Annotated in this window: 14 protein-coding genes; 8 read left to right on the forward strand and 6 right to left on the reverse strand. The window is 61.5% G+C overall.

Features of this window, described 5'->3' with window-relative positions; genetic code table 11:
* Nucleotides 1-280 precede the first annotated feature (280 nt).
* Nucleotides 281-1,765, reverse strand: coding sequence for a 30S ribosomal protein S1 (rpsA, locus tag OZX73_RS05605; protein ID WP_277148359.1), 1,485 nt, complete (start codon nucleotides 1,763-1,765; stop codon nucleotides 281-283).
* Nucleotides 1,766-1,906: 141 nt separating this feature from the next.
* Nucleotides 1,907-2,803, reverse strand: a complete 897-nt coding sequence (locus tag OZX73_RS05610; RefSeq protein ID WP_277148361.1) for a bifunctional methylenetetrahydrofolate dehydrogenase/methenyltetrahydrofolate cyclohydrolase — start codon at nucleotides 2,801-2,803, stop codon at nucleotides 1,907-1,909.
* A 350-nt stretch (nucleotides 2,804-3,153) separates the two neighbouring features.
* Between OZX73_RS05610 and OZX73_RS05615 the strand changes: the two genes are divergently transcribed.
* The 3 genes from OZX73_RS05615 to OZX73_RS05625 all read left to right on the forward strand — a co-directional run bounded on the left by OZX73_RS05615 (nucleotide 3,154) and on the right by OZX73_RS05625 (nucleotide 6,346).
* Entirely contained in the window at nucleotides 3,154-4,251 is a 1,098-nt protein-coding gene (locus OZX73_RS05615; protein WP_277148363.1) for a zinc ABC transporter substrate-binding protein, read from the forward strand.
* 185 nt (nucleotides 4,252-4,436) lie between these two features.
* On the forward strand, nucleotides 4,437-5,513 hold the full coding sequence (locus OZX73_RS05620) for an ABC transporter ATP-binding protein (protein WP_277148366.1): 1,077 nt from the start codon (nucleotides 4,437-4,439) through the stop codon (nucleotides 5,511-5,513).
* Nucleotides 5,510-6,346 (forward strand): metal ABC transporter permease, encoded by an 837-nt coding sequence (locus tag OZX73_RS05625; RefSeq protein ID WP_277148368.1) that lies wholly within the window; start codon nucleotides 5,510-5,512, stop codon nucleotides 6,344-6,346. The genes OZX73_RS05620 and OZX73_RS05625 overlap by 4 nt, the downstream gene beginning before the upstream one ends.
* Nucleotides 6,347-6,448: 102 nt before the next feature.
* Here OZX73_RS05625 and OZX73_RS05630 read toward each other — a convergent pair whose 3' ends face one another.
* Nucleotides 6,449-7,060 (reverse strand): CarD family transcriptional regulator, encoded by a 612-nt coding sequence (locus OZX73_RS05630; protein ID WP_277150937.1) that lies wholly within the window; start codon nucleotides 7,058-7,060, stop codon nucleotides 6,449-6,451.
* 183 nt (nucleotides 7,061-7,243) lie between these two features.
* Here OZX73_RS05630 and OZX73_RS05635 point away from each other — a divergent pair, with 183 nt between their 5' ends.
* The 4 genes from OZX73_RS05635 (at nucleotide 7,244) to OZX73_RS05650 (ending at nucleotide 11,270) form a co-directional block, all read left to right on the forward strand.
* Nucleotides 7,244-7,990, forward strand: a complete 747-nt coding sequence (locus OZX73_RS05635; protein WP_277148370.1) for a response regulator transcription factor — start codon at nucleotides 7,244-7,246, stop codon at nucleotides 7,988-7,990.
* Between the two features lie 90 nt (nucleotides 7,991-8,080).
* Nucleotides 8,081-9,172 (forward strand): HAMP domain-containing sensor histidine kinase, encoded by a 1,092-nt coding sequence (locus OZX73_RS05640; protein ID WP_277148372.1) that lies wholly within the window; start codon nucleotides 8,081-8,083, stop codon nucleotides 9,170-9,172.
* Nucleotides 9,173-9,297: 125 nt separating this feature from the next.
* Entirely contained in the window at nucleotides 9,298-9,948 is a 651-nt protein-coding gene (gene umuD, locus OZX73_RS05645) for a translesion error-prone DNA polymerase V autoproteolytic subunit (RefSeq protein WP_277148374.1), read from the forward strand.
* Between the two features lie 5 nt (nucleotides 9,949-9,953).
* Nucleotides 9,954-11,270 (forward strand): Y-family DNA polymerase, encoded by a 1,317-nt coding sequence (locus OZX73_RS05650; protein ID WP_277148376.1) that lies wholly within the window; start codon nucleotides 9,954-9,956, stop codon nucleotides 11,268-11,270.
* A 76-nt stretch (nucleotides 11,271-11,346) separates the two neighbouring features.
* Here the strand turns inward: OZX73_RS05650 and OZX73_RS05655 are convergent, their stop codons facing one another.
* The 3 genes from OZX73_RS05655 to OZX73_RS05665 form a co-directional block, all read right to left on the reverse strand.
* Complete coding sequence (locus tag OZX73_RS05655) at nucleotides 11,347-12,063, reverse strand: phosphoribosyltransferase family protein (protein ID WP_277148378.1); 717 nt, start codon at nucleotides 12,061-12,063, stop codon at nucleotides 11,347-11,349.
* Between the two features lie 130 nt (nucleotides 12,064-12,193).
* On the reverse strand, nucleotides 12,194-12,976 hold the full coding sequence (locus tag OZX73_RS05660; protein ID WP_277150938.1) for an HAD-IIB family hydrolase: 783 nt from the start codon (nucleotides 12,974-12,976) through the stop codon (nucleotides 12,194-12,196).
* Nucleotides 12,977-13,017: 41 nt separating this feature from the next.
* Nucleotides 13,018-13,218: a hypothetical protein gene (locus OZX73_RS05665; protein WP_277148381.1), complete on the reverse strand. Its 201-nt coding sequence runs from the start codon at nucleotides 13,216-13,218 to the stop codon at nucleotides 13,018-13,020.
* A 6-nt stretch (nucleotides 13,219-13,224) separates the two neighbouring features.
* Here OZX73_RS05665 and OZX73_RS05670 point away from each other — a divergent pair, with 6 nt between their 5' ends.
* On the forward strand, nucleotides 13,225-13,662 hold the full coding sequence (locus OZX73_RS05670) for a metallopeptidase family protein (protein WP_277148384.1): 438 nt from the start codon (nucleotides 13,225-13,227) through the stop codon (nucleotides 13,660-13,662).
* Nucleotides 13,663-13,671 lie beyond the last annotated feature (9 nt).

The following is a 13,671-nucleotide window of genomic DNA, read 5'->3' on the forward strand; positions in this document are numbered from 1 at the left end:
GCGCGGGCGCAAACGCTTGCGCAAGAGCCCGTCGGCCGAAAAACCGGTACCATCAATGGCCAATCAGTATCGTGTGCAGCCTTTCTTTCTCTTCAAACCGTATAAACCGCCATCATAGCCGGACTTTCGACAACTTCCAACGCATTGCCCATCTTGGGACAAGTCATGGCGTGGCTGCGCCATCGCGACTTGGCGTTGCGCGGCCTTCATGCCGGCAAAAGAAAAGGACCGGCACGCCCCGAAAGGCATGCCAGTCCCTTAAGCAAAGCTAACGCTCAGCTCACTTCTTTTCCTTGAGGAGCTCCTCACGAAGCGCCGCGAGCTTGTCGGAACCGGCAAGCGTGCCTTCGGATTCGTTGTCCGAAGAGTACTTGGTGGATTCCTGCTGAGGGGCCTTCTCGGCGCGCGAGCCCTGGCCGTCCTCGGCGGCGGATTCCTCCGCGCCTTCGAGTTCCTTGGCGACGAACGCCTTATGCTGCTCCCACAAATCGTGGGCGGCCGCATACTGGTTCTCCCACTCCTCGCGCTGCTTCTCGTAACCGGCGATCCATTCGTTGGTCTGCGGGTCGAAGCCTTCGGGGTACTTGTAGTTGCCATCCTCGTCGTAATCGGCGGGCATGCCGTAGAGCGCCGGATCGAAGTCCTCGCTGGACGGATCGACGGAGTCGTTGGCCTGCTTCAGCGACAGGGAGATGCGGCGACGGTCGAGATCGACGTCGATGACCTTGACGAAGATCTCCTCGCCCTGCTTGACGACGGTCTCCGGGTTGTCGACGTGACGGTTGGCGAGCTCGGAAATGTGGACCAGGCCCTCGATGCCGTCTTCGACGGAAACGAACACGCCGAACTGCACGATCTTGGTGACCTTGCCCTTGACGATCTGCCCGGGAACGTGGGTGCGCGCGAAACGCTGCCACGGATCTTCCTGCGTCGCCTTGAGCGAGAGCGAAATACGCTCGCGATCCATGTCGACGTCGAGCACCTCGACGGTGACCTTGTCGCCGACCTTGACGACCTCGGACGGATGGTCGATGTGCTTCCAGGAAAGCTCGGAAACGTGGATGAGTCCGTCCACCCCGCCGAGATCGACGAACGCGCCGAAGTTGACGATGGAGGAAACGGTGCCTTCACGGATTTGGCCCTTCTTGAGCTGCGCCAGGAAGGTCTCGCGGACCTCGGACTGGGTCTCCTCAAGATACTGGCGACGGGAGAGCACCACGTTGTTGCGGTTCTTGTCGAGCTCAAGGATCTTGGCCTTGATCTTCTGGCCGATGTAAGGCGAAAGGTCGCGGACGCGACGCATTTCGACCAGCGATGCAGGCAGGAAGCCACGCAGGCCGATGTCGACGATCAGGCCGCCCTTGACAGCCTCGATGACGGTGCCTTCGACAACGCCGTCGTCGTTCTTGATCTTCTCGATATCGCCCCAGGCGCGCTCATACTGGGCACGCTTCTTGGACAGGATAAGACGTCCTTCCTTGTCTTCCTTGGTGACGACAAGGGCTTCGACGGTGTCGCCGACTTCAACGACTTCGTCGGGATTGACATCCTTCTTGATGGAAAGTTCGCGGGAGGGAATGACACCCTCGGTCTTGTAGCCGATGTCGAGCAGCACTTCGTCGTGATCTACCTTGACGACCGTGCCCGTGACCAGATCACCATCATCGAAATTCTTGATAGTGGAATCGACTGCCTTGATGAAGTCTTCTTCGGTGCCGATATCGTTGATCGCGACCTTGGTGACTTCGTTATTGTTTTCTGCCATTAAACGTGGTTTCTTTGTTATTAGTTGGATGGATATTATCGTTATTAAGTTATGTTGGCGGCCTTTCGGCCACGCAAGTCATAAGATTACTAGTCGCCCTAGTCAAAGAGCTTTGAACAATCCGGGCGTGTCGCGAGCGCCTCAGCCAAGTTTTCGCTCGGCCATCTCCACGACGTTCGCCAGGAGCATCGCGCGGGTCATCGGCCCCACTCCCCCGGGGTTCGGCGTATACGCGGAACTCAAGGCGTGGCAGGCCTTGTCGATGTCGCCGCGCACGCGGTAACGTCCGGCCTCCTCGTCGTAGACGCGGGAGACGCCGACATCGACCAGCACCGCCCCCGGCTTGACGTCCTCGGGCTTCACAAATCCGGCACGGCCGACGGCGGCGACAATCACATCGGACGCACGCAGATGCTTCTGGATGTCCTTGGTGCCGGTATGGCACAACGTCACGGTGGCGTTCACGTCTTTCGCCGTAAGCATGAGGCCGATGGTGCGGCCCACGGTGATGCCGCGGCCGACGACGCAGACGTCCTTGCCCTTGAGATCGATGCCGTAATGCCTCAAAAGCGTGATGATGCCACGCGGCGTGCAGGGTTGCGGCGCGGGGTTCCTGCCGTCGATATGCGTGACGAGCTCGCCCAGATTGGCCGGATGCATGCCGTCGGCGTCCTTGGCGGGGTCGACGTGGGCGATGACCTTGTTGGCGTCGACGCCCTTGGGCAGCGGCAGCTGGACGATGTAGCCCGTGCATTTGGGGTCGGCGTTGAGCCGCTCCACCTCGTCGATGATCTCCTGCTGGCTGGCGGTCTCCGGCAGCTCGACGGCGATCGAGGCGATGCCGACCTCGGCGCAGTCCTTGTGCTTGCCGGCCACGTATTTGCGCGATCCGACGTCATCACCCACGAGGATGGTTCCAAGCCCCGGTTCGACGCCTTGGGCCTCGAGCCTCTCCACACGCTCACTCAGGTCCTGCTTGATCGCCGCCGCAGCGGCCTTTCCGTCGAGTTTGAGAGGAGTCTGTTCCCCGTCAGCCATAATCGTTCCTTAATACGTATGTCTCTTTTATCGCTATCCGCGCCAAAATTCCATAGCGGACGCCATATCTATGAATGGTACGCGAACGCCTGCCGCGGGATGCGGCGTGTCCTTTATACGTCATATCCCTTGTTTATAGCCAATTATCACCATCGTGCAGATTCGTCATTGCCATTGATATATGGTTTCGTGGATAAAGCCTACAAAATGCCATTCACCGCAAGCTCTAGACACGTCACGAATCGTCAATGGTCTACTCTATCTTTAGTTGAAAATGATTTTCATTTTCGCACTGTTTTCATGCCGCTATACTGGAATGAAAAATGCGTGACGCACAACAAGGGGTCAACATGAAACGAATTGGATGGGCCACAAAAGCCGCGGCATTGCTGGGCGCGATATGCATGACGCTCGGCTTCGCGGCCTGCGGCGCCGGCAACGACTCCCAGCCCCAATCCTCGGGCAATGGCGGCAATGCCAAGCAGTCAGCGAAAGGCCCGATCAACGTGGTCGCATCCATCAACCAATGGGGCACGCTGGCCAAAGAGATCGGCGGGCCGGACGTCAAGGTGACCTCGATCGTCAACACCGTTTCCGTGGACGCACACGACTTCGAACCGCAAACGGCCGACATGGCCAAGCTGCAAACCGCGGAAATCGTCGTGGTCAACGGAGCGGGATACGACAGCTGGGCGAGCAAGTCCATCGTCAAAGGCGCCACAAGCGTTTCGGCGGCCTCGGCGGTCGGCGCCAGCACCGGAGACAACCCGCACCTGTGGTTCTCCAAGGACGCGCGCCGAGCCACGGCGACAGAACTCGAGGACGTCTTCGCCAAGGCGAGGCCGGCCAAGGCCAAGCAATTCGAGGCAAGGCTCAAGATCTGGAAGGCCAGCGAGACCAAACTCGAGGACTCCATGAAGACGTTCGCGCAAAAACACAAGGACGCGACCTACGGCGCCACAGAACCTGTCGCCTATTACCTCATGGACGATCTGGGCTTCGACGACAAGACGCCCAAGGGTTATACGCAGGCGGTCAGCTCCGAAGGCGAGCCCGCGCCAAGCGACCTGCAGAAATTCCAGCATCTGATTTCCGGACGCGACGTCAACCTCCTGATCAACAACACGCAGGAGGCCAACAACACCACCAACCTCTTGACCGGGACGGCCGGACGTACGGAGGTGCCGGTCGTCGACGTCAGCGAGCAGATGCCGCAAAACCAGACCACGCTCACCGGGTGGATCACGGCGCTCATGAAAAGCATCGACAAGGCCATGGCCGACTTCAAAGCCAGCGAGGCCGACCACCAGAAGGTGGGCGCCCCAGGCAATTCGGGGCAATCCTCACAGCCTGCCGAATCCGGCAATGGCGCGAGCTCGAACCAACAGCCTTCCACTTCGAATGGCTCGGTACCTTCCAATGAGGGGCAGACCGACCCTGGTAAGTGATTACACGAAGCCTGCAGATTCATTCATTGAATCGACATCTATAGATGGATGGATCTGTTCACTTTTGGAACAATCATATCTACTAGTTGAAAATGATTCTCAGTTTCAGTTATGATGAAGTAAGCATCATTACTTTCGGGAAACCCATATCTCCGGTGATTGCACCGGACGGAAAGACGCGGACCATGGCACACCACACCACCGAAGTGCAACCGAACGGGAAACCAGGGGGAACCAACGAGGTACCCGCACTGGTCTTCGAGGATGCAGGTATCAAACGCGGCGAGCGGATCATCTGGCAGCACGGCAACTTCTCAATACCCTCCGGCTCCATCACAGCCATCGTCGGCACGAACGGAGCGGGCAAGACCACCATGATGAAAGCGGAGCTGGGCCTTCTACCGCTGGCGAGCGGCCGGCTGACCGTGCTTGGCGGGCCGGCGGGGACCACCAATCATCTCATCGGCTACGTCCCCCAGAACTACGCGGGTGACATCGAATCGAACCTCACCGCGGAGCAATCCGTGCTGCTGGGGCTCACCGGAACAAGATTCGGCATCCACCCCACCACGCGGGCGCAACGGACGCGGGCGCGCGAGGCCATGGCTTTCACCGGTGTCGATGGCATACGGCATTACCGGCTTTCCGAGCTTTCCGGAGGGCTGCGCCAGCGCGTCGCCATCGCGCAGGCTCTGGTGAGCGGGCCGAAACTGCTGATGCTCGACGAGCCGCTGGCCAACCTCGACCTGGCCGCACAACGCGAGACGGTGCATGTGTTGGCCAAGCTCAACCACGAGATGGGCATGACCATCCAGGTGGTCGCCCACGACCTCAACATGCTGCTGCCCATCCTCGACGGCGCGGTGTATCTGCTCGATGGACACCCGCACTACGCGAGGATGAACGAGGTCTTGGACGCCGACCTGCTTACCCACCTCTACGGCACGAAGGTGCAGGTGGTCACCACCCCTCAGGGCGACATGTTCGTCACGCCCGGCCCGGACGAACCCGACGACGTCACCCCGGACATCCACAAGCCGGTTGAGGTGGCCCGCTTCCATCGCCATGGCGGCGCCAGCCCACGGACCAGTGGCGCCAATCCGCCAGGCGCCGGCGAATATCCCAACTCGGCCGTTAGCGGCGAAACACCACGGCTTTTCGAAGGCGCACTTTCACGCGCACGTGACCATTCCTCGCAACGAGGAAACGGCCACGACGATAACGATAATGGCAACGACAATCGGCGGGAGGATGGACGATGAGCGACGTGCATTTCGGGTTCAATGGGGAATGGCAATCCATACTGCTGGCGCCGTTCATGCACAACGCCTTCATCGCCGGCCTGTGTATCGCTTTGGCCGCCGGGGTGATGGGCTACTTCACCATCGCCCGCCACTCCACCTTCGCAGCGCACGCGCTGGCGCACATCGGGCTGCCGGGGGCCACGGGGGCCGTCCTGCTCGGGCTGCCGGTCTCGCTGGGGCTCGGCGTCTTCGCGCTGGGCGGGGCGATCACCATCGGCGCGCTGGGCAAGAAGGCCTCGCAACGGGAGATCGCCACGGGCACCGTGCTCGCCTTCGCCACCGGCCTTGGGCTGTTTTTCTCGCGCATGTCGAGTTCGGCCTCGCAGCAGATGCAGGCCATTCTGTTCGGCTCGATTCTGACCATCACGGACGACCAGGTATTGGGCTTCGCGATTTTCGACGTGCTGCTGCTGGCGGTGATGGCCATCGTCTACCGACCGCTGCTCTTCAGCTCCTTGGACGAGCAAGTGGCGCAGGCCAAGGGCGTGCCGATCGGGGTGATGAACGTGCTGTTCATGGCCATCATGGCCGGCGTCATCACCATCGCCGTGCCAGCCGTCGGCACGTTGCTCATCTTCGCGCTGGTGGTGACCCCAGCGGCCACGGCGAACATCCTCACCAGCACGCCGCTGCGTTCGATGGTGCTTTCCAGCGTGCTGTGCCTGGTTTCGATCTGGGGCGGGCTCGTGTTCTCCGCGATGTTCCCCACTCCCCCGAGCTTCATCATCGTCACGATCTCAACGCTCTTCTGGCTCATCGCCAAAGGCGTGGAAGCGTTGCGTCGCCACTAAAAAGCATGACTTACGCGTTGGGGCCATCCTGTTGATTTCACAGGATGGCCCCAACGCATTTGAAAGACCAGAAAGCACTCTCACCAGCCGCCGCTGGTTTCGCTACTTCTTTTTCGAATTGCCCTTGGCGTCCTTGTTCTCGGCCTCGACCCTCGCCAAAGTCTGGCTCGCCGGTTCCTCGGGAGCCTGCGAATGGTGTTTGGCGTCTTGCGCGGTCGGTTCGGCATAGCCGAGATTGACATCGAGCAGGTGCTGGGCCTCGTCCTCGTCGATCTTCTCCGAAAGCGCGATTTCCGAGGTCAGGATGTTGCGGGCGCGGGTCAGCATGCGCTTCTCGCCGGCGGAGAGACCGTGCTCGTCGACGTCACGCTGCGCCAGGTCACGTACGACCTCGGCGATTTTGTTGACCTCGCCGGTGGCGATCTTCTCGACGTTCAGCTTGTAGCGCCGCGACCAGTTCATCTTCTCGTTGTCGACGATCGGCGTGCGCAAAATCTCGAAGACCTTGGCGACTTCCTTGCCGTCGACGATGTTGCGGATACCGACTTTCTTCGCGTTCTCGACGGGGACCTCGATGACCAAACCGTCGCTGGAAAGCACTGAAAGCTGCAGATAGTCGCGCGTGACACCCTTCACCGTACGTTTTTCGAAAGCTGTGACCTTAGCCGCACCGTGACGCGGATAAACGACGACATCGCCAACTTTGTAATCCATGGAACCTCCGGGAACGCTCATACGCAACATTGCTAAGTTTTTCACGCGCCGCGGACGTTTGCCCTCGCCGCGAACCTACGAAACCTTAAGAAAAACGGCTGAAAACCTCAAACGGCCGCGAATTGGGTGCGCCGGAACCTATACTGGATTGTTTGTAGCAATGTTTTTGAAAGGCGGAGACACATGCTCAACACTTCGGCACATCAGAAGACACCGCGCACCATCTTGGTGGTCGAGGACGAGCCCGATCTCGCCACGGCCATCGCCCAGCGCATCACGGCCAATGGGTGGACCGCGCGCGTGGCGGGAGATGGAGCGAGCGCGGTGCGCGCCGCCAGCCAAATCAAGCCCGATCTGGTGATCATGGACATCATGTTGCCCGTCATGGACGGCATCGAGGCCACCAAGCGCATCATCGCCGAGCGCCCGGTGCCGGTGCTGATGCTGACCGCCCGCGATTCCGAGGCCGACAAGGTCATGGGCCTTTCCGCCGGTGCCGATGACTACATGACCAAGCCTTTCTCCCCACGCGAGCTCATCGCCCGCTGCGAGGCCCTGCTGCGCCGCGTCGAACGCGCCACCTTGATCGCCAAGAACAACGAGAACGAGAAGGTGCTGGACTTCGGTTCCTTGGTCATCGATCCGCGCCAACGCATCGTCACCCAGGACGGCAAGCAGGTGCATCTGACCCCCACGGAATTCGATCTGCTCGCCACGCTTGCCCGCAAGCCGAAGTCGGTGTTCAAGCGCGAGAAGCTTTTGGAAGAGGTCTGGGACTGGCCCGACGCCTCGGGCACCCGCACCGTCGATTCGCATGTCAAGGCGCTGCGCCACAAGCTCGGCAGCGACATGATCCGCACCGCGCATGGCGTCGGTTACGCCTTCGAGCCGCCCGAGGATGGCGACGCCGCCTCGCAGCCCGCGCAATGACAGAAACCACAGCCCTGCGGGGCTGCTTTTCATATAACCCGTTTTTCGTATAATCCCCAGTCGTAAATAAAAGAACGCAGTGATCGCAGCATGACCAACCACACACACCAATCCGGCAAGAGGATTCTGGACAACGAACGTCCGATAGGGTTCTTCTCATCGCTCAAGGTCGAGCTGAGCGTCATCATCGTCATCGCCACGGCCATCGCCTTCGTCATGGCCTGGTTCCTTTTGAAAGTGGGCCTGAGCGGCTGGATCGCCATGCCGCTGACGCTGGTGGTGGCGCTGGGGATCACCTATTTCTTCTCGCGCGGGCTCACCTCCCCTTTGCGCCAGATGCGCGACGCCGCCAAGGCGATGAGCGAGGGCGACTACACGGTGCGCGTCAAGGTCAACGACCAAAGCCACGACGAGGTGGGCCAGCTCGCCCGCTCGTTCAACGAGATGGCCGAGGAACTGCAGCACGCCGACCAGATGCGCCGCGACATGATCGCCAACGTCTCCCACGAGCTGCGCACGCCCGTCTCCGCCCTGCAGGCCATGCTCGAGAACCTGGCCGACGGCGTGGTGGAGCCCACCCCCGCCAATCTCGAGAGCATCTTGAACCAAACCCACCGCCTTTCCGACCTCATCGCCTTTCTGCTTGATCTTTCGCGCATGGAGGCGGGCGCGGCGAGCCTAAACATCGAGCAGTTCAATTTCGCCGACTTCATCGACGAAACGCTGGAACCATTGGAGATCGCCGATGCCGGCCACGCCCACGATGTCGACGTCCATGTGCCCGACTCCATCGAAATCGAGGGCGACCAGGACAGGCTGCGCCAGCTGTTCACCAACATCATCTCGAACGCCTTCAAGCATTCGCCCGACAACACCACGGTGCTGGTCGAGGCGCATGAGGACAAGACGCATGGCACCATCGTCACCAACGTCGTCAATTTCGGCTCACAAATCCCGCAGGAGGCCCGCGCGGACATCTTCCGCCGCTTCGTCAAGGGCAAGTCCGGCCCCGGCACGGAATCCGGCGGCACTGGCCTCGGGCTGTCAATCGCCCGTTGGGCGGCCCAGCTGCACGGCGGCAACGTCAAAGTCGTCGATGACAACCGCGGCACCGATTTCGAGATCACCCTGCCGAAATACCACATCGCCGCCGACGAGCCCGCCGGAGAAATCAACCTCTGACGTTTCCCGCTTCCTTCGGCAGCATCACCACTTTCTGAAATACTCGAACATCTGTTCTAGTTATCATGTCTCAGCCATCTGTCAGAATGATATTCGAACAAACGTTCGACTATCGGGAGGTGTGCATGGCATCAGCGACATCACGTAGATTGGTCTGCGACGATTCAGGGCGGGATTGCAGGGTCACCCAAGTTTTCCGCTCGACGCTTGCGCCGACGCCCATTCCCATGGCGCTTGAGGCGGTGCATGCGGGGTTCCCTTCCGTGGCGCAGGACTATTTCGCGGGCGATTTCAGCTTCGACGAACACATCATCCGCAATCCGGACACGACCTTCATCATCACCGTCGCCGGCGATTCGATGGAAGGCGCGGGCATCTGGGACGGCGACCTTCTGGTGGTCGACCGCTCGCTGGAACCGCAGGCCGATGATGTGGTGGTGGCCGTCCTCGACGACGAACTGACCGTCAAACGCCTTCTGCTGCGCGGGTCGACGCCGATCCTGCATCCAGAGAACCCCCGCTATCCTGATTTCTCGCCCGAAAACGCCGAGGAACTGGTGATTTGGGGCGTGGTCATCGGCAATTTCCATACGCAAAGCCGTTCGAACCGGTTCGGCTCGGCGTTGCCGGGCATCACCCGCCCCGGCATGTCAGCCAACTCCGCATACGACCCCGGCGCGAACGAGAAAGCCAACGGGACCACCGGCCTGGCCGAACACAGCCGCGGATGGTCGGGCGGCGCCACCATCTATCCTTTCCCGCAACGACGCAGCTAGAACACATGGCGCAAAAGCTCACGGTATTGGCCGACGCGAACAGCTTCTTCGCCTCCTGCGAACGCGTCTTCGACCCGAGACTGGCCGACAAGCCGGTCGTCGTGCTTTCCAACAACGACGGCTGCGTAGTGGCACGCAGCACCGAGGCCAAGCGAATGGGCATCAAAGAGGGCACGCCGTGGTTCACCATCCGCGACGAGACGCAACAGGCCGGTGTGGTGGCCCGCAGCTCGAACTATGAGCTCTATGCCAGTCTGTCGGCGCGGATGATGTCGGTGATGAGCCGGTTCATGCCAGGTCAGGAGATCTATTCCATCGACGAATGCTTTCTCTCCCCCTCCACGGACGCCCGGCAGACCGCGCGCGTCTCGGCGGCCATGCGCAAAGCCGTGTTGGAAGGCGTCGGCATACCGGTAAGTGTGGGCATCGCGCCAACCAAGACGCTGGCCAAAGTGGCGAACCATTGGGCCAAACGGCACCCTTCCAGCGGCGGGGTGAGCCTCTGGAGCGATATCGAGGAGCGGCACGGCGACGACGCCTTGGCCGAGATTCCGGTCGGCGACATTTGGGGCGTGGGCAGACGACTGACCAAAAGACTGCAGGCGTTGGGCATCGTCACCGCCCTCGACCTGCGCCGCCAGGATCCGGTGTCCATCAGGCACCGGTTCTCCATCACCGTGGAACGCACCGTTTTGGAGCTCAACGGCGTCCCCTGCATCGACGGCGATGCCAGCGCCAATGACGGCAAACGCAAATCCGAGATCCTCTGTTCACGAATGTTCTCGACGCCGATCACCGACATGTCCCATCTGGACCAGGCTTTGAGCGTCTACGCGCAGAAGGCCTGCCGCAGGCTACGCCGCCAGTCGAGCCTGTGCTCGCATGTCGCCTCGTTCTGCGCCACCAGCCCCTTCGGCCCGGAGAACAGCTACCAGTCGTTCCATGCCACCACCACGCTGCGCGACCCCAGCGACGATCCACTCGTCATCGCCAAGGCCGCATGCCAGGCCATGCGCGGCAGGGCCGACCCCCACGCCCGCTACATCCGGGCGGGCGTGCTCTTGCTCGGGCTCCAGGACGCCAAGGATTTCACCACATTGCATGGTTTCGAGGCCAAGCGCGACACCCACGACTTGGGAGCGGTGATCGACAAGGCCAACAAGAAGTTCGGCACCTCCCGCGTCGGCATCGGCTATGGCGGCATACGCGGGAAAGGCCGCGCCGACGAGGACACGGGCGCCGCGTGGACGATGCGGCGCGAGATGCTCTCCCCCCGCTGCACCACACGCTGGGACGAGATGGCCGTGGCCCACGCCGATTGAGCGCATTTGGCATCCATGCGACACGTCACGACAGACCCTGTAAGTATTTTGAGCGCCACGAGTATCCGACCCCCCATCATCCCGGTTTGTTTGGCGTGCAGGCCAAGGCGAATCCCATGACATCACGCGCGCCGGCGAGACGCAAAGCCGATATGCACTGCCCCATCGTGGCGCCGGTGGTCACGATATCGTCAATGACCAGGAACAACACATCCTCCCCCGCCAATCGCTTCGTGGCGCGCACATGGCCGGCGATCCTTTGGGAACGGCCGGAAGCCCCTGAGGTCTGCACGGATTTGCCGCTCACCCCTTCAAGGCGCAACGCCGGTTCAATCCTGACCTCAAACCCATACCCATATAAATCGCGCGCCAAGGCTTTCGTAACGGGCAGCATCTGCCAACGCCCCCGATGGCGCATCGAGGCCTTCGAGGAAGGGGCCGGGACCAGAACCAGACGCGGTGAACGGGCGTTGCCACTTGACGTCCCAAGGACCTTGACAATCAGATCGGCGAGCAGGGAGGAGAAAACCGCGTCGCATTCCTCGTCGCCATGGTCCTTCCAGGCCAGAACCGCATGGCGCGCCGCGCCCCTGTACCAAGCGCAGGAATAACACGATCCCATATCACCGGCCAATGGTTTGGAGCACACCTGCCTGAACAGCTTGCTGCAGGAAGGACACAGCACCTCGTCAGGCATGTCGCACCCCGCGCAGCCTCGGGGCAACAACAGGTCGCGAACGGCGGCATACCAAGCGTATGCCATACCGCCAGCCGACGAGACAAAAGCATTCATACAACCATGCTACGAATGTGAGGCTCGAAACAGCGTCAAAACGGACCACTGTGGTCGAACGCTACGGGTTATCCACATCCCGGGCGTGTCAAGGTTGTTTCATCCACAATCGCCGTAAGAGACGCAACACTTACGAGAGGGCGGCGATGAGGCGGTCGCAGACCTCAAGCGTGTCATGCGGGCCGGAGACGCGGATCGGCCGGGTGCCGATGACCGCGGCGGGGTAATCGTTGCCATCCGGATCCATGCGGTCGCCCACGAAGATGACCTGGCTGACCTGGCAACCCACTATGCCGCACAGCTTGCGCACGGCATAGGCCTTGTCGACGCCACGCGCGGAGATGTCGATGCTGGTCGAGCCTCCCGAACGCACCACCAGATCGGGCAGGTCGGCACCCACCGCCTCGGCGAGCCTGTTCTTCTTCTCGTTGGTGGGGTCCCACTGCTCCTTGGCGTCGACCGGAGCCTGCTGGCCCAACGCGGAAAAGGTGATCTGGCTGCCGCGGTCCTCGATGCGCGGCCCCCAGGTATGTTCCAGCCAGAGGCCCTGCTCGCGCGCGTGGCGTTCGAGGGAGGCGATGGCCTTTTTGCGTGAGTCCAAGTCGAGCTCGTTGGAGTAGACGCATTGCCACTGCCCGTCACGCCAGCGGAAATAGCGTGTGCCGCTGGTTGGCATGACGTGGATGTCGGCGCGTCGCGCCTGACCCGTCAAGACGTCCAGCACCTGGCTTTTGGCCAGCTCGAAACGTCCTCCGGTGATGACGGCGACATCGATCAGGGACGACAACCTCGAAAAGCGGGCCGCCATATCGGCGTGCATGGGCTTCTTGGAACGGGCCAAGGTGTTGTCCAGGTCGAAGGCGACCACCTTGGCGCCACGCACGAGGTCGGAGCAATCGTGGTCCCGCCACATCGGCACCGCCTCATTCGTGTGCGCGCTCATGGCCCCTCCGTTCACATCGTGCAGGTGACGTCGTCCGTCCGATACCATTTCATGGTACGACGACCATTACCGAAACTTCCGGCGTCGCGGCGCTTGGCCCGTTTGACAAAGCCGTCACGCACCAACACATGATGTAATACAATTTTCTGATGTCCAATCGCACGCCCGACCGCAAGCCCGACCACACCGATGCCCACGCCGGGCCGTAGCATGGAACCATGTTGCGACCACCTTGGCAGACCCACGTCTATCGGAACCGTCATGGGCGCGGCCCGAGAACGCCGATGTTCGGCACGCGCCTGCCACGCTACCGCACCAGAAGCGGCATGTTCGACGACATGGTGGCCTCGCAGATCCGCCGTCTTCTGGCGGCATGGCCGCAATATGTGAAACCCGTCCAGTTCGCCGTCGAGGACGTGCCGCCCTCCGCACCGGCGCCATGGGAGCCCGAGCGCAGCGCCACCTCACAATGCTATGCGGCCAACCACGGCGTGCCCGCCCGCATCGTGCTCTACCGCATGCCGATGCAGATGCACCACCCCACCAAGGAAGAGCTCGAATGGGCCATCCGCGACGCGTTGGTGGCCAGGCTGGCCGAGCTCTATGGCCGTCGTCCCGAGGAGTTCGACCCCGACTGGACCGGCACCGAGCTATAAGCCGGCATG

The sequence above is a fragment of the Bifidobacterium sp. ESL0775 genome, from assembly GCF_029395475.1.
Classification (GTDB): domain Bacteria; phylum Actinomycetota; class Actinomycetes; order Actinomycetales; family Bifidobacteriaceae; genus Bifidobacterium.

Coding starts and splice junctions, on each gene's coding strand:
- OZX73_RS05650 (WP_277148376.1), top strand. CDS start 9,954: ATGGCGCAAAAGCTCACGGTATTGGCCGACGCGAACAGCTTCTTCGCC.
- OZX73_RS05635 (WP_277148370.1), top strand. CDS start 7,244: ATGCTCAACACTTCGGCACATCAGAAGACACCGCGCACCATCTTGGTG.
- OZX73_RS05665 (WP_277148381.1), bottom strand. CDS start 13,218: ATGCTACGGCCCGGCGTGGGCATCGGTGTGGTCGGGCTTGCGGTCGGG.
- OZX73_RS05620 (WP_277148366.1), top strand. CDS start 4,437: ATGGCACACCACACCACCGAAGTGCAACCGAACGGGAAACCAGGGGGA.
- OZX73_RS05670 (WP_277148384.1), top strand. CDS start 13,225: ATGTTGCGACCACCTTGGCAGACCCACGTCTATCGGAACCGTCATGGG.
- OZX73_RS05660 (WP_277150938.1), bottom strand. CDS start 12,976: ATGTGGCGGGACCACGATTGCTCCGACCTCGTGCGTGGCGCCAAGGTG.
- OZX73_RS05615 (WP_277148363.1), top strand. CDS start 3,154: ATGAAACGAATTGGATGGGCCACAAAAGCCGCGGCATTGCTGGGCGCG.
- OZX73_RS05640 (WP_277148372.1), top strand. CDS start 8,081: ATGACCAACCACACACACCAATCCGGCAAGAGGATTCTGGACAACGAA.
- OZX73_RS05610 (WP_277148361.1), bottom strand. CDS start 2,803: ATGGCTGACGGGGAACAGACTCCTCTCAAACTCGACGGAAAGGCCGCT.
- rpsA (WP_277148359.1), bottom strand. CDS start 1,765: ATGGCAGAAAACAATAACGAAGTCACCAAGGTCGCGATCAACGATATC.
- umuD (WP_277148374.1), top strand. CDS start 9,298: ATGGCATCAGCGACATCACGTAGATTGGTCTGCGACGATTCAGGGCGG.
- OZX73_RS05655 (WP_277148378.1), bottom strand. CDS start 12,063: ATGAATGCTTTTGTCTCGTCGGCTGGCGGTATGGCATACGCTTGGTAT.
- OZX73_RS05625 (WP_277148368.1), top strand. CDS start 5,510: ATGAGCGACGTGCATTTCGGGTTCAATGGGGAATGGCAATCCATACTG.
- OZX73_RS05630 (WP_277150937.1), bottom strand. CDS start 7,060: ATGGATTACAAAGTTGGCGATGTCGTCGTTTATCCGCGTCACGGTGCG.